The 15,397-nt window shown below is 43.1% G+C and carries 11 protein-coding genes and 1 pseudogene; 4 read left to right on the forward strand and 8 right to left on the reverse strand.

The window, feature by feature from the left end:
• Positions 1-85: 85 nt before the first annotated feature.
• The 6 genes and pseudogenes from B7C60_RS02080 to glnA form a co-directional block, all read right to left on the reverse strand.
• A pseudogene (locus B7C60_RS02080) lies at positions 86-490 on the reverse strand (IS630 family transposase); the annotation flags it as partial.
• A 277-nt stretch (positions 491-767) separates the two neighbouring features.
• On the reverse strand, positions 768-1,772 hold the full coding sequence (add, locus tag B7C60_RS02090) for an adenosine deaminase (RefSeq protein ID WP_099610211.1): 1,005 nt from the start codon (positions 1,770-1,772) through the stop codon (positions 768-770).
• A gap of 133 nt (positions 1,773-1,905) precedes the next feature.
• Positions 1,906-3,309 carry a nitrogen regulation protein NR(I) gene (gene glnG / locus B7C60_RS02095; protein ID WP_099610212.1) on the reverse strand — a complete coding sequence of 468 codons (1,404 nt, stop codon included), beginning with the start codon at positions 3,307-3,309 and terminating at the stop codon, positions 1,906-1,908.
• A gap of 39 nt (positions 3,310-3,348) precedes the next feature.
• A complete protein-coding gene (gene glnL / locus B7C60_RS02100; RefSeq protein ID WP_099610213.1) occupies positions 3,349-4,395 on the reverse strand; it encodes a nitrogen regulation protein NR(II) in 1,047 nt (348 codons plus the stop codon).
• A gap of 122 nt (positions 4,396-4,517) precedes the next feature.
• Complete coding sequence (locus B7C60_RS02105) at positions 4,518-5,060, reverse strand: DUF4124 domain-containing protein (RefSeq protein WP_099610214.1); 543 nt, start codon at positions 5,058-5,060, stop codon at positions 4,518-4,520.
• A 173-nt stretch (positions 5,061-5,233) separates the two neighbouring features.
• Complete coding sequence (gene glnA, locus B7C60_RS02110) at positions 5,234-6,643, reverse strand: glutamate--ammonia ligase (RefSeq protein WP_099610215.1); 1,410 nt, start codon at positions 6,641-6,643, stop codon at positions 5,234-5,236.
• A gap of 502 nt (positions 6,644-7,145) precedes the next feature.
• On the opposite strand from glnA, the gene typA reads away from it, so the two are divergent.
• From typA to B7C60_RS02130, 4 genes are all read left to right on the forward strand, one after another.
• On the forward strand, positions 7,146-8,975 hold the full coding sequence (gene typA / locus B7C60_RS02115; RefSeq protein ID WP_099610216.1) for a translational GTPase TypA: 1,830 nt from the start codon (positions 7,146-7,148) through the stop codon (positions 8,973-8,975).
• A gap of 269 nt (positions 8,976-9,244) precedes the next feature.
• Positions 9,245-10,159, forward strand: coding sequence for a virulence factor BrkB family protein (locus B7C60_RS02120; protein ID WP_099610281.1), 915 nt, complete (start codon positions 9,245-9,247; stop codon positions 10,157-10,159).
• A complete protein-coding gene (dtd, locus tag B7C60_RS02125) occupies positions 10,131-10,565 on the forward strand; it encodes a D-aminoacyl-tRNA deacylase (RefSeq protein WP_099610217.1) in 435 nt (144 codons plus the stop codon). Before B7C60_RS02120 ends, dtd begins: the two co-directional genes overlap by 29 nt.
• 36 nt (positions 10,566-10,601) lie before the next feature.
• The gene (locus B7C60_RS02130; RefSeq protein WP_099610218.1) at positions 10,602-11,534 is read left to right on the forward strand and encodes a bifunctional GNAT family N-acetyltransferase/hotdog fold thioesterase; all 933 of its coding nucleotides are present in this window, start codon (positions 10,602-10,604) and stop codon (positions 11,532-11,534) included.
• On the opposite strand, the gene B7C60_RS02135 is transcribed toward B7C60_RS02130, so the two are convergent.
• Together B7C60_RS02135 and pckA are read right to left on the reverse strand one after the other, a co-directional pair.
• Positions 11,506-13,413, reverse strand: a complete 1,908-nt coding sequence (locus tag B7C60_RS02135) for an AsmA family protein (protein WP_099610219.1) — start codon at positions 13,411-13,413, stop codon at positions 11,506-11,508. The two genes, B7C60_RS02130 and B7C60_RS02135, sit on opposite strands and share 29 nt — an antisense overlap.
• Positions 13,414-13,524: 111 nt before the next feature.
• The gene (pckA, locus tag B7C60_RS02140; protein ID WP_099610220.1) at positions 13,525-15,153 is read right to left on the reverse strand and encodes a phosphoenolpyruvate carboxykinase (ATP); all 1,629 of its coding nucleotides are present in this window, start codon (positions 15,151-15,153) and stop codon (positions 13,525-13,527) included.
• Between the last annotated feature and the right edge of the window lie 244 nt (positions 15,154-15,397).

Consider the following 15,397-nt stretch of genomic DNA (forward strand, 5'->3'; position numbering starts at 1 on the left):
GAGATGGGGTTCAAATCCCTATCTCTCCGCCACTATTAAAAAAGCCGCTAATTTATTAGCGGCTTTTTTATACCAATCTGGAAAATTAACTGGTCAGCTCAATCCAATCTCTTTTACACATTCTTTGTACCCTATCGGTGCATTCCAAAAATCGATGCCATGCGTGACATACCTTTTCGACAATATCGTTGTAGTTGGTGAAACTTTGGTTCGCCAAGAAATGTTGTCGTAACCAACTCCATACCTGTTCTATTGGATTGAGCTCTGGTGAATAGGGCGGCAATTTGATGATACTGACATTGTCAAACTGCTCAGCAATATCATCGGTATGCCAGCTTGCACCATCCATGATCACAACGGCATGGCGTCCTTTTATTGTCGCTTTAGAGATTTGAGCGAGGTGATTTATCATGATCTCTTTGTTGACCCAAGGCACTATGATAGCTTCACCTACCCCTCTTGCGGGGCAGACTGAGCCAAACAAATAAGCGTATGACAAATTTGGCAATTTGTGTTCGAGATTGTCCATCTTTGAAATGAGCAAGAGCCAGTAATCTCATTTTCATCTGAATGGATTTTTGCTGACTGGCGAGCTTTTTAAAGTTGATACTATTAAGACTATTCATGATGAATGACGGTAGTAGTTAAATAGCCTTAATTAGATCATATTTTTATTTAGATTGATATTACTCTATCGATACATTGAGTTAATGTCAGCCCTTATTGAAGTGGTGACTGACATTAGTATGGTTATGCTCAAGGGAGCATTAAGCTCGTTGAGAGGCTTTCATTTTAAGATGATGCTTTTCTTTGTCAGAAAGAAAAGCCATTTCTAATCCATTCATTTGTGCCTGATGAATTTGGGACGGAGTTAACCCTGCCTTATAAGCTGCAATATTATATTCATAGGGGAGCTCGATGCCTTCAACAGCAGGATCATCGGTGTTTAGACACGCTAAAATATCGTGCTCTAAAAATGATTTAATGGGATGTTGAATTAAACTGTCAACAGTACTCGTTTGTATATTGGATGTTAGACATGACTCAATACCTATTTTCTGTTTAGCGAGATAATCCATTAAGCTAGGGTCATGAATCGCTTTTACGCCATGTCCAATACGTGTTGCACCTAGTTCTCGTATAGCTTGCCACATACTTTCTGGCCCCGCAGCTTCTCCAGCATGTACTGTGACATGTAAATTGGCATCTCGGACTTGTTTAAAGTGTGTAACAAAGAGTTCGCCAGGTTGCCCTAATTCATCTCCAGCTAGATCGACTGCAACGAAGTGTTCTTTATGGCTGAGAATCGCATTAAGTTCTTGTTGACAAGCTTCTGTACCAAAAGTTCGGCTCATGATGCCGATAAGATTAACTGAAACGTCAAAATCCCGAATTCCAGCTTTTACTCCGTCGATAACGGCTTCTACAACCCCTTGGGGGGGAAGGTTATGTTTCATCGCCATATAGTAAGGGGAAAAGCGTAGTTCCGCATAGTCTATTTGTGCATTCACTAAGTCTTCCACATTTTCATAAGCGATGCGTCGGCAAGCGTTAAGATCACCTAACACAGCTACTCCCCAATCGAGTTTAGCAAGAAAAGCGACCAATGATGGTTCGGCTTCTACTATTTGTACGTGCGGCGTTAGCGCTTCGATGTTATCAGCAGGGAGGGCGATATTGAATTGTTTGCCTAAGTCTAGAATGGTTTGAGTACGAATATTACCGTCTAGATGGCGATGCAGATCAGTCAATGGGATATTTTTCGTTATCATTATCTTCTTCCAAGTCGAAATCTGTATTAAGTATAAAAATCAAAATTGACCCTGTCAGTATGAGTTATCGATAAATAGGCTAATTTGACGGATCTCTTTCTATTCATTACGGATTATGTTGATGAATATAACCTCAACATAGTTCTTTCAGCTTACGAGTCAGCGTATTACGGCCCCAACCTAAAACTTTTGCAGCTTCTTGTTTGTGGCCATTGGTATGATGTAAGGCGACTTCTAATAGAATTCGCTCAAATTCCGGTTGTGCGAGTGTAAGAAGTTCAGTTTGTCCCGCTGAGAGTGCTGCTTTGGCCCAATTTTCTAATTGCTTTTGCCAGCTATCCGTACCTTCTTGTTCGAAGGAGGGCTTTTCCGCTAGTAATTCAGGAGGAAAATCATTCGGTAGTACTTCTGTTCCGCTGGCCATCACTGTCAACCAGCGACACATATTTTCTAATTGTCTTACATTTCCAGGCCATTCTAGACGGTTAAGTATCTCAATACTTTTAGGATGTAGCGTTTTCATCTCTACACCTAGTTCTGTTGCCGCAAGTGCAAGGAAGTGTTTTGTTAACTTTTCAATATCTTGACGACGTTCTCTCAGTGCTGGAATCTGAATACGTATGACATTCAGTCGATGAAAGAGATCTTCACGAAACTTGCCTTGGTGTACGAGTTTTTCAAGATGTTGGTGTGTAGCGGCAACAATTCGTACATCGACTTTGATCGCTGAATGGCCGCCAACGCGATAAAACTGACCATCGGCTAAAACACGCAAGAGACGAGTTTGTATATCAAGAGGCATATCACCGATTTCATCTAAGAAAAGTGTACCGCCATTAGCTTGTTCAAATCGACCTTGTCGTACATGGTTAGCACCTGTAAAAGCCCCCTTTTCATGCCCAAATAATTCAGATTCAATTAAATCTTTTGGAATGGCGGCCATATTTAAAGCGATGAATGGTTTTTGGGCTCTAGGACTATGTCGGTGTAACGCATGGGCGACTAACTCTTTGCCTGTTCCTGATTCTCCATTAATTAATACTGATATTGAAGAGCGGGAAAGACGTCCGATAGCACGAAAAACTTCTTGCATTGCAGGAGCTTCACCGATGATTTCAGGGGCATGGTAGGGGATGTTTTGCTGTTTTGAGTGTTCTTTACGTTGTTCATAACTATGAGCAATTGCACGCTCAGCTAAAGTAACAGCTTCGTCAACATCAAAGGGCTTCGCCAAGTATTCAAAAGCACCTTTTTGATAGGCATTTACGGCTGCATCAAGGTCTGAATGAGCGGTCATGATGATGACAGGAAGTTCAGGTGTACGAGAGTGAATTTGATTGAGCAGTTCAATACCATCAATACCAGGCATGCGAATATCTGAAATCAATACATCGGGAGTTTCCCGTTCTAATGCCATGAGAACACTTTCTGCATCAGTAAACGTCTCACATTTTATATTGGCCGATGATAGGGTTTTTTCCATCACCCAGCGTATAGCGCTGTCATCATCGACAACCCAGACATATCCTTTACTCATGACTTTCTCCCCGAACAGCCGCTTATTATTAGTGATAATTTAAATAGGCAAATAAATAGTGAATGTGGTTCTTCCAGGCCAACTTTCGACTTCAATTTTCCCATTGTGTTGATCGATAAGGTTTTGTGAAATGGATAACCCAAGCCCGGTTCCTCCTTCTCGGCCACTCACCATGGGATAAAAAAGCGTATCTTGTAGTTCTAATGGAATACCTGGCCCATTATCAATAATCTCAATTCTGGCAACCAGTTTATGTCGTTGGCCATGAATATTCGCTTGGTGAACCGTTCGGGTACGTAGCGTAATATGACCATTGGGTTGTTGGGATAAAATTTGTGCGGCATTACTGACGATATTGAGTAGTGCTTGTTCAATTTGGTCGGTATCCATTAATAATTCAGGTAGACTTGGATCGTAGTCACGTTCAATCGTTAATGTGTTTTTAGTATCGAGCGTTACCAGCTGGCGAACTTTTTCTAGGATGAGGTGTAAATTTTCGAGTTTTTTCTTCCCCGGTTTTTGTGGGCCAAGTAAGCGATCGACTAATGTTCTTAAACGGTCAGCTTGCTCAATAATAATGTGTGTGTATTCTACTAAACTTGGGTCTGGTAGCATTCGCTCCAGTAGTTGAGCCGCTCCGCGTAATCCTCCTAGTGGGTTTTTTATTTCATGGGCGAGGCTTCGAACCAACAGCTTGGCGGCCTGTTGCTGGGCGTGTTGGTTAAGTTCTTGGGTCAGTCGTCGTTGCTGGCCGATTTTCCTCATTTCAACCAATAACATTAGCTCTTTTTTCCAAGTTAATGGACTCACCGTTACTTCTAGCATCAACGGTTTTCCATCCACCACAAAAGTGACATCACTGTCGGTAATGCTCTGCCCACTTTGCAGTGGTTGCGATAATAATGCCAAGTCCATCGAGGCATGTTGAACAAGCTTGGATAAGGGTTGGTTGATGATGCGCTTCGCACTTTGGGCAAACAGTTGTTCTGCGGCAGGGTTGGCGCAACGGACGCACAAGGTTTCATCCAGCATCAATGTGGCGGTTACAATGTGATTTAATATTGTTGCACTTAATTCTGCACTCACAAGTCACCCTGTTTTATCTGTCTTTGCACCGATTTGGTGCATTAGCTTAACCAGTATGGCGCAACGAAACATAAAAACAAAGTGTGATGCTCAACGCTGGAAGAAATTTCTTCTTTAACTCACTAATTAACTGAGGCGCGATGTAAATGTACCGTTACAACTTTTGATGATGCAATAATCTTGCCGTTTGTTAGTGCTTGGATCATAAAAAGATGAGTTCCTCGATCGATGTTTTTTAGTTCCCATCGAGGTTGCGTGGTTGGTGCACCGTAAGGCTTATTGTTCATCAGTAATTGTAAGTGCTCGCTTACTTTTAACATTCTATTTAATTTTATCTCGATATTTATTTCTCCCTTATTGCTGCGAATGGTTTGTTCTTGAGTTGGATGGATGATGTCGATCGTTAATTCAGGTAGCGGGATTGGTTTTTTTTCTATGACAGATTCTTCTGTTGGCGGATTGATGGGAACCGGCTCTTCAAATTTTGGATCGGGAGCTGCAGCGTCATAATCTGGAAGAGAGATCGTTTGAGCCGTTGAATCTTGTGGAAAATCGCTGAAGTGCACTACGCCATGTTCATCCTCCCAAACATATGCGTTTCCGGCATAAACATTTAGAGTAAATAAAAGGATAAACAGTAAATAAACTCTGGAAGACCATTTCATAACTCACCTCAATATGAGCGCGTTAAGTAAGGGAAGCGTAAGACGTAAGAGTGTCCTAGTATGTAACCATCATGTTAAATCGAAGCGAGTTAAACCCCAATAGAGAAAAGGCCCGCCTGCGAGGCGAGCCTAAATTTATTGTGCAAAAAGAATGGTTTTCCACAAAATGAGATTTATACCGAATAGTAAAGTTCAAACTCGAGTGGATGAACGGCCATGTTAATACGTTCAACATCTTTTGATTTCAGATGGATATAAGAGTTGATGAAATCATCGGAGAAAACACCCCCAGCAGTAAGAAATTCTCGATCTTCATCTAGATTCTGTAATGCCTGCTGTAATGATTCTGCAACCGTTGGAATTTCTGCTGCTTCTTCTGCAGGAAGGTCGTATAAGTCTTTATCCATGGCATCGCCTGGGTGGATCTTATTTTTGATGCCATCAAGACCCGCCATAAGTAATGCAGCAAAAGCAAGGTATGGGTTTGCTGCAGGATCGGGGAAACGGACTTCTACGCGACGAGCTTTTGCGCTTGGTACAATAGGAATACGGATAGAAGCACTACGGTTACGCGCAGAGTAGGCCAGCATGACTGGAGCTTCAAAGCCAGGAACTAAACGCTTATAAGAGTTGGTGGATGGGTTGGTGAACGCATTCAGTGCACGAGCATGTTTGATGATACCACCAATGTAGTACAGTGCCGTTTCAGACAGACCGCCATATTTATCACCAGCAAAGAGGTTGACACCGTCTTTTGCCAGTGATTGGTGAACATGCATACCGCTGCCGTTATCACCGACTAAGGGTTTAGGCATGAAGGTTGCTGTTTTACCGAATGCATGAGCAACGTTATGAACCACGTACTTATAGATTTGGATTTCATCTGCTTTTGTGGTTAATGTATTGAAACGAGTAGCGATTTCATTTTGGCCTGCCGTGGCGACTTCGTGGTGGTGTGCTTCAACCACTAGCCCCATCTCTTCCATGATCAAACACATTGCACTACGAATGTCTTGCGATGAGTCAACTGGAGCGACTGGAAAATAACCGCCTTTCACGCCTGGACGGTGGCCCTTGTTACCGTCTTCGTAGTCAGATCCGGTATTCCATGCGGCTTCGACGTCATCAATTTTAAAGAAAGAACCTGACATATTGGTTGCAAATTTGACATCATCAAACAGGAAGAATTCTGGTTCAGGCCCAACAAGAACCGTATCGGCAATTCCTGTTGAACGCATATAATCTTCCGCACGTTTAGCAATTGAGCGAGGATCGCGATCATAGCCTTGCATTGTTGCTGGCTCTAGAATGTCACAACGAATATTGACGGTGGCATCGTCTGTAAATGGATCAAGTACGGCAGATGAGGCGTCTGGCATCATGACCATGTCTGATTCATTGATACCTTTCCAGCCAGCAACGGATGAACCATCGAACATTTTTCCTTCTTCGAAGAAGTCTGCGTCGATTTGGTGAGCAGGAATTGAGATGTGTTGCTCTTTACCTTTCGTGTCGGTGAAGCGTAGGTCAACAAACTTAACTTCGTTTTCTTGGATCAGCGATAGAACGTTTTCTACTGACATCTTGGATAACCTCCAGTGTTAATAAAGCGGTTTGGGCTCGAATCAAAATGAAATCTGCATAGATTAATGCTTTTATTATGACTTAATCGATGCGATTTAATTACAGCGATAATCGTGCCAACTTATTAATGTCCATAAAATCAATTGATTGTGTGATTTTGTCTTATCTTGGTGCATACCAATGCACCGCTATGATCCACCAATGCACCAATTTGGTGCTTTTATGTCGTTGGTATGCACCAGTTTCTCGCAAAGACACTTCATTCAGCCGACTATTTGTGGTCTTGTCAATCTGGATTTGTCGTGTTTGATGAAGGTTTGTATTAAATGAAATTGGCGACTAATCTTTAACAAGATAAAATTGGCTGAGATAGATCACATTTTTCTAGGTTTTTTGCCAGAATCTGGTACATTATTGACCATTTTTTTAACCGAAATTTAGGCTACGTTTTTGCACTCCCGTAAAAATGAGCTCTTTGTGTAATAAGTGAAGCAAAACTCCATGGCTACTCCACAGATTGAAAAACTAAGAAATATCGCGATTATCGCGCACGTTGACCACGGCAAAACGACCTTGGTAGATAAACTACTCCAGCAGTCGGGTACGTTAGAGTCTCGTGGTGACATCGAAGAGCGAGTCATGGACTCGAACGATATCGAAAAAGAACGTGGTATCACCATCTTGGCAAAAAATACCGCAATTAACTGGAACGGTTATAGGATTAACATCGTTGATACTCCTGGACACGCTGACTTCGGTGGTGAAGTTGAGCGTATTATGTCTATGGTAGATTGCGTTTGCTTAATCGTTGATGCCGTTGATGGCCCAATGCCACAAACTCGTTTTGTGACACAAAAAGCCTTTGCTCATGGCTTAAAGCCGATTGTCGTTATCAATAAAATTGACCGTCCTGGCGCGCGTCCTGATTGGGTTATGGATCAAGTGTTTGATCTCTTTGATAACCTAGGAGCAAGTGATGAGCAACTGGATTTCCAAGTGGTTTATGCTTCAGCATTAAATGGCTGGGCGACCTTGGAAGAAGGCGAAACTGGCGAAAATATGGAGCCCTTGTTCCAAGCGATTGTGGATAATGTTGAGCCTCCACAAGTTGATCTTGATGGCCCATTACAAATGCAGATCTCTCAGCTCGATTACAGCTCATATGTTGGCGTTATCGGTGTGGGGCGTGTTACGCGTGGTACAGTTAAAGCCAATCAACAAGTCACCATTGTTTCTGCTGATGGTAAAAAACGGAATGGTAAAGTTGGTACGGTATTGGGTTATCTTGGTTTGCAACGTTCAGAAACCGAACAAGCGACAGCGGGTGATATCGTTGCGATTACGGGGCTGGGTGAACTAAAAATTTCTGATACGATCTGTGATGTGAATGCAGTGGAAGCGCTAAAACCATTGAGTGTTGATGAGCCGACTGTGACTATGACCTTCCAAGTCAACACCTCACCATTTGCCGGTAAAGAAGGCAAATTTGTGACTTCACGTAATATTCTAGAACGTTTGGAAAAAGAATTGGTGCACAACGTAGCACTGCGTGTAGAGCAAACCGATGATCCAGATAAATTCCGTGTTTCTGGCCGTGGTGAATTGCATCTTTCGATTTTAATCGAGAATATGCGTCGTGAAGGCTTTGAATTGGCTGTTTCTCGTCCGGAAGTTATTTTGAAAGAAGAGAATGGTCAACTGATGGAACCGTTTGAAACGGTGACGATTGATGTCATGGAAGAGCATCAAGGCGGTATCATGGAGAAAATTGGCTTACGTAAAGGTGAGCTAAAAGATATGTCTCCAGATGGTAAAGGCCGAGTTCGTCTAGATTTTATCATGCCTTCACGTGGTTTGATTGGTTTCCAAACCGAGTTTATGACCCTCACTTCAGGTTCTGGTTTGCTTTATCATACTTTTGATCACTATGGCCCACATAAAGGTGGTGATATTGGTCAGCGTATGAATGGTGTTTTGATCTCAAATGCGACAGGTAAAGCGTTAACCTACGCTTTGTTTAATCTACAAGAGCGTGGCCGTCTATTTACTGAGCATGCGGATGAAGTGTATGAAGGTCAGATCGTGGGAATTCATAACCGTTCAAACGATTTAACCGTTAACTGTCTGAAAGGTAAGCAACTGACTAACGTTCGTGCATCAGGAACTGATGAAGCTCAAGTGTTGACTCCAGCGATTAAATACACGCTTGAACAAGCTTTAGAGTTTATTGATGACGACGAGTTGGTTGAAGTTACACCGAAAAGTATCCGTATTCGTAAGAAACACCTGACTGAAAACGATCGTAAACGTGCGGCGCGTGACAATAAATAATCACTATACCCAAACAACTTGAAGTGGCAGGTAGGCGGTAAGTGAGTGAACTCCCGTGAGCATAGACAGGCGATGTGATTGGGGTGAACGAACATAGCCACCCCCTGTAGCTTCAAGTAGGAAAGGTATAAATGGGATTATTTAGCCCTTGGCTGTAATGGTTAAGGGCTTTTTTATTTTTTAAGGTAAGCTAGCTTATCTAGATGAGGTGTTTTCACGGTTTTTTAGTAGAATCTTCGGACGAATGAGGGATGGATAAAGGGATAAATATGCAATTAAAGCCCGTTGTTAAGCATGGCCTGCACTTTGGTCGCTACGTACTTAACCGAATGGATCACGATCGAATCAACGTCAGTGCCGGATATTTAGCTTATATTACTTTGCTATCTATTGTGCCGATGTTGACCGTTCTTCTCTCCGTACTTTCCTCATTTACGATTTTTGATAATGTGGGTGATATCATTCAGGACTTTGTGATCACTCACTTTGTTCCTGCTGCTGGTGATGCCGTCAGTCAAGCATTGCTCGAATTTGTCAGTAATACCGGGAAAATGACGGCGGTGGGTGGTGCTTTTTTATTTATCGCAGCGCTAATGCTTATCTCCAATATTGATAAAAATTTGAATTATATTTGGCGAGTCCGTAATAAACGGCGGCCGATCTTTTCTTTTTCTATCTATTGGATGATTTTAACCTTAGGCCCAATATTGGTTGGTACGAGTATTGCTGTCACCTCTTATATTACGTCATTAAAGCTACTCGACAGTGAAGCGCTTAGTGGTGCGTTTAATTTTTTCTTACGACGGTTGCCTTTTTTGCTTTCCCTATTTGCTTTTATTGGGCTTTATGTATTAGTACCCAATAAAAAGGTTCGTTTTGCTCATGCTTTATCAGGGGCGTTTGTTGCGGCCATTTTATTTGAGTTAAGTAAAAAAGCCTTTGCGGTTTATATCACGCAATTTCCCTCTTATCAGTTGATCTATGGCGCATTGGCGGCTATCCCCATTTTATTTGTTTGGGTGTATTTATGTTGGTTGATCGTACTCGTGGGGGCGGAAGTCACGGCTGCTCTTGGTGAAAGCGAGCGATGGAGACAAACGACGAACATGGTAGACTCTTCAGCCCGATTAGAAAAGAAACCAGGAGAAGTGGATAGTGATCGCATTGATTCAACGAGTGAGTGAGGCGTCCGTGAAGGTCGATGGAGAAATTGTTGGTCAGATTGGACAAGGCTTATTGGTACTATTAGGGGTTGAACGGGATGATTGTGAGGCGAAAGCTAAACGTCTTGTTGAGCGGGTAACTCGCTATCGAGTCTTTGAAGATGAGGCCGGGAAAATGAACTTAAGCGTTCAGGATGTGGCGGGAAGTCTCTTAGTCGTTTCTCAATTTACTCTACCAGCCGATACCAAAAAAGGGACACGCGCTGGTTTTTCTCGTGGTGCTGCCCCCGAGCAAGCGGAGCATCTGTATAATTATTTTTCGGATTTATGTGTCACGATGCTACCGACACAACGTGGACGCTTTGCACAAGATATGAAAGTATCACTGATTAATGATGGCCCCGTAACCTTTTGGTTACAGGTTTAGCCGACGCGTATTTTTACGCGCTTTGGAAGGGAATCTATGTTTAAACTTATTACGCCAAAAACAGAGAATCAGCTCAACAAGTATTACTATTTTCGTTGGCAGATGCTGCGTGAGCCTTGGCGAATGCCGATAGGATCGGAACGCGATGAATATGACGTGATGAGCCACCATCGAATGATTGTTGATGGGCGAGGCCGACCGATGGCGATTGGCCGTTTATATATTACTCCAGATTGTGAAGGGCAAATTCGGTATATGGCGGTTAAGTCGAGTCGTCGTAATAAAGGCATGGGCTCATTACTATTGATTGCGCTTGAGTCGCTTGCTCAACAAGAGGGAGCCAAACGGCTAGTCTGTAATGCTCGCGAAGATGCCATTGCCTTTTATACCAAAAATGGTTTTGAGCGGCGAGGTGCATTGACCGATGAACGTGGCCCGGTACGTCATCAGCAAATGGTAAAAACGCTCGATCCCATGGCCAATGTCATTCGCACACCAGAATGGTGCAGTGAGTTACAAGAACGTTGGGCGGAACATATCCCGATCAGTGAAAAAATGGGGATTAAAGTACAGCAATATACCGGATATCAATTTCAGTGTAGTGCTCAGCTTAACCCTAATTTAAATCCGCATAATACCTTATTTGCAGGGTCTGCGTTTACATTAGCCACGTTGACCGGGTGGGGAATGGCTTGGTTGTTGATGCGAGAGCGGGATTTACATGGTGATATTGTGCTTGTCGATAGCCGAATTCGTTATCATTATCCAATCGTGCATAATCCAGTGGCTTCAACCTCTCTTGATGAAATAAGCGGTGATTTGGATCGTCTAGCTTCTGGCCGTAAAGCGCGTATTGTGGTGAAAGTGTATATTCGTAGCGGCAATACTGAAGCGGTTGAATTTACCGGGACTTATATGTTGATTCCCGATTACCTTAGTATCATTGAACAGGCTCGTCAGAATGGATAGCCGAGCAGTTTGGAACTGACTGACTGTGTTGTTGACGACGTAATAGATCAAAACGGATAAGCTGACATTTTTGCTCTAAAGTTAGCTCAAATTTCCCTTGTTGTGGGGCTAGCAAATCCAGTTCTCCAGAGAGTTTGGCCGATAAGGCTGGGCCAAGCAATGTTGATTCAGCTAAGACAATTCTACCTCGATCTGCTTGTAAGTGAAGGTTATCGAGTTGAAATGGCTGAATCGTGAGCGTGTTCTGTTGCTGAAATGAGAGGAGCCCTGAGCGTAAGCTGGCTTGTATCTCGCCATCTAAAGAGTGACTTAACATGGCATAATCACCAGATAATCCATGAAGTTGCAAATCAATATCCGCGAAAGCATCCAGTTTAAAAGGCAACATGTTCCAAGTATTGAGCAGCGTTAAGGGAATACTGTCAGTATGCAGTTCGATAGACCACGGTGCGCTAGGTTGCGTAAAATGCCAACTGCCAACCAAATCAATGTATCCTTGTGTTAAGGGGAAAAAAGCACGCTTGATTTGCCAATCGCCCTGCTGGCTTTGCATTTCTATGATTGCTTGTGTCGCAATAAGGTCGGCGACGCTGGCGCTGTTGGCGCTGAGAGTCAGTTGGCCATTCCATAGTCCCCACTGATGTTGTTTCATCACTTCTAGGTTGTTGCCTTCAATATTAAGCCCTGATAACTGCCAAATGGGCTGGGTTGCTAGTTGAATAATCTGTAGATTACTCCCACTTAGTTGCTCTAGGGTGATGTGTTCGATCTGAGCCAAGGCTGTCGGCCATTTTGGGATAGCAATCGCTTCATCAAGCCACTTGATGCCATTGAGTGTTAAGCGCTCCATGTTCAAATGGGTCGGAGAGAGTTGCCCAGTAAATTGTACATAGCCTTGCAATAGCTGTGAGCTGAATTCTTTAATATCGATACGTTGCGGGCTAAGTGTAAGCTGAAAGGCTGGCTCAATCCATTCGAGTTGTTGCCATTCAATCTTATCGGCATTTAGTGACAGATAAGCCGCTTCTTGCTGCCAAACTGAATGTGGTAAAACGATATTCTCAAGGGATAAGTTGAAATTTTCTATCTCGATATCTTGGAAAGCAAGATGGCTCTGTAAGATATCTAGGCTATTAATATGGTGCAGATAGCGCGTGATCGCTGGCCAGTAAGATTGTAAAGCATTAATCGTATTACCCGTTAGGTTGAGTTGGTTGATCGTGGTGTTTATCAGTGACCACCCCGTTGGGTACTGTTCTGCTTGGCCAGATACTTGGGATCCATTCCATTCAAATGAAGCCCCATAAATGGTGCTATCCTGCGGTCGATAGTTAGCATCAACCAGTAGTGTTTTTATGGTTTCGCCTTGCCAATCAAGTTGCTCGGCGGTGAGTTGCAGTGCTCCATAGGGAAACCATTGATCTCTTGCTAGCCACTGGGGGTGTTTGATTTGTAAGTTGACACCTTGTGCGATGAACCCATGCCCAGCCACCTCAATATTTTGTAGCGCTAAATGGGCGATTGTCCAATGAGTGAGAGGGAAGTTAACGGGGCGTTCAGAGGTAAAGTTTCCTCCTTGAATTAGCAGACTGTCCACCTGCCATTTACCATTTTCCATAATTTGAGGATTGAGCCAAATATCAAGTTGCTCAAGGGAGAGGCTGTGTTCCTCAAGAGTAATTGTCGGATGAGATAAACGAAAGTGCAGTGGATAGTGGTATTCAACACGGCTAAAGGTCAGGCGTCCCGGCCATAACTGGGAGGTTAACCACTGAACGCTGGGAGTCAAATAGCGGGTATACAACAGGGCAAAGATAAGTGAAATAACTATCAACACTAGTGTGAAACATCCGATTCCTAATGCGACTATTTTTTTCATTTGTCCCTAATTTATATTTCACCTTCAACCGAGATAAGCTTGGAGCAAATCTTGTTTTGCTTCAACTAAAAAAGCCCCTCATTAAGGGGCTTTGCTAGTGAGTTATCACAATTAATCTAATTGTGGCCCTGCAGAAACCAGAGCTTTACCTTCGGCGTTGTCGGTATATTTCTCAAAGTTATTGATGAAACGAGAGGCAAGATCTTTCGCTTTGCTTTCCCATTGTAGTGGGTCAACATAAGTATCACGAGGATCCAGAATCGCAGGATCAACCCCCGGTAATGAGGTTGGAACTTCCAAATTAAAGATTGGAATTTGCTTGGTTTCTGATTTTTCGATAGAACCATCAAGGATCGCATCAATAATGCCGCGTGTATCTTTAATCGAGATGCGTTTACCAGAACCATTCCAGCCGGTATTGACCAAGTAAGCTTCTGCGCCAGCCGCTTCCATTCGTTTCACCAGCACTTCAGCATATTTGGTTGGATGCAAGGTTAAAAATGCAGCTCCAAAGCAGGCTGAGAATGTTGGTGTTGGCTCAGTAATTCCGCGTTCAGTACCCGCTAGTTTTGCTGTAAAACCAGATAAGAAATGGTACTTGGTTTGTTCGGGCGTTAATTTAGAGACCGGTGGTAACACACCAAAGGCATCTGCTGAAAGGAAGATAACTTTATTGGCATGGCCACCTTTTGATACGGGTTTAACGATGTTTTCGATATGGTAAATGGGGTAAGAAACACGGGTGTTTTCTGTTTTCGAACCGTCATCAAAGTCAATCGAACCATCGCCACGTACCGTCACGTTTTCTAAGAGTGCATCACGGCGAATCGCATTATAAATATCAGGCTCGGCTTCTTTAGAGAGTTTGATGGTTTTTGCGTAACATCCCCCCTCGAAGTTAAAGACCCCATCATCATCCCAACCATGTTCATCATCACCAATTAAGGCGCGTTTAGGGTCAGTTGAAAGCGTTGTTTTACCTGTACCAGAGAGGCCGAAGAAAATCGCCACATCACCGTCTTTGCCCATATTGGCAGAGCAGTGCATTGAAGCAACCCCTTGTAGTGGCAGGAAGTAGTTCATCATGGCGAATATACCTTTTTTCATTTCGCCACCGTACCAAGTGCCTCCAATCAGCTGCATTTTCTCAGTCAGGTTAAAAACTGTGAAGTTTTCAGAGTTTAATCCATGCTCTTGCCATTTATCATTCGTGCACTTGGCACCGTTCATCACCACAAAGTCTGGGGTAAAGTTGGCTAATTCATCGTCCGATGGACGGATGAACATGTTTTTGACAAAGTGAGCTTGCCAAGCCACTTCGGTAATGAAGCGCACACACAAACGAGTGTCGGCATTAGCACCACAATAGCCATCTAGGACAAATAAGCGTTTATTTGATAATTGTTTGGAAACTAAAGATTTTAGTTCGTTCCAAACAGTTTGATTAATGGGTTTGTTATCGTTTTTGGCTTGTTCAGAGGTCCACCAAAGCGTGTCACGAGTCGTGTCGTCTTTGACAATGAACTTGTCTTTCGGTGAGCGGCCAGTAAAGACGCCCGTATCAACAGCCACGGCTCCCAGTTCGGTGACCACGCCTTTTTCGTAGCCTTCCAAATCTGCGCGAGTTTCCTCGTTGTATAACTGGTCATAGCTCGGGTTGCGAATAACTTCAACCGCATCGATTATGCCATACTGGGTAAGATCTAATTGTGCAGCCTTGTTTTGTTCCATCACAGTCATAGGTGCTCCTTAATTAGGATTTTGTAGGGATTTTGTAAAAAAATGTAATTGTTATCTGTCCACCATGCTAGCAACGGGGTAGGTAAAAAACAGGGAGCTAGCTCAAAGATTGTCCATGCTTTACTCGAGGTTTTATGTAACCCGTCACAGATATAGGCTTTCGTTATTCTATCTTGTGCACAAAGCGTTGTGCTAGAGCAAAAAATTAATATTCATTAGAAAGTAAGTATGGTGTACGGTGGCG

The sequence above is a fragment of the Vibrio fujianensis genome (genome assembly GCF_002749895.1).
GTDB classification, from domain to species: domain Bacteria; phylum Pseudomonadota; class Gammaproteobacteria; order Enterobacterales; family Vibrionaceae; genus Vibrio; species Vibrio fujianensis.

Excerpts from the sequence above, each read along its gene's own strand:
- typA (WP_099610216.1), top strand. The coding sequence starts at position 7,146 with ATGGCTACTCCACAGATTGAAAAACTAAGAAATATCGCGATTATCGCG.
- add (WP_099610211.1), bottom strand. The coding sequence starts at position 1,772 with ATGATAACGAAAAATATCCCATTGACTGATCTGCATCGCCATCTAGAC.
- glnA (WP_099610215.1), bottom strand. The coding sequence starts at position 6,643 with ATGTCAGTAGAAAACGTTCTATCGCTGATCCAAGAAAACGAAGTTAAG.
- B7C60_RS02135 (WP_099610219.1), bottom strand. The coding sequence starts at position 13,413 with ATGAAAAAAATAGTCGCATTAGGAATCGGATGTTTCACACTAGTGTTG.
- glnG (WP_099610212.1), bottom strand. The coding sequence starts at position 3,309 with ATGAGTAAAGGATATGTCTGGGTTGTCGATGATGACAGCGCTATACGC.
- B7C60_RS02105 (WP_099610214.1), bottom strand. The coding sequence starts at position 5,060 with ATGAAATGGTCTTCCAGAGTTTATTTACTGTTTATCCTTTTATTTACT.
- B7C60_RS02120 (WP_099610281.1), top strand. The coding sequence starts at position 9,245 with ATGCAATTAAAGCCCGTTGTTAAGCATGGCCTGCACTTTGGTCGCTAC.
- B7C60_RS02130 (WP_099610218.1), top strand. The coding sequence starts at position 10,602 with ATGTTTAAACTTATTACGCCAAAAACAGAGAATCAGCTCAACAAGTAT.
- pckA (WP_099610220.1), bottom strand. The coding sequence starts at position 15,153 with ATGACTGTGATGGAACAAAACAAGGCTGCACAATTAGATCTTACCCAG.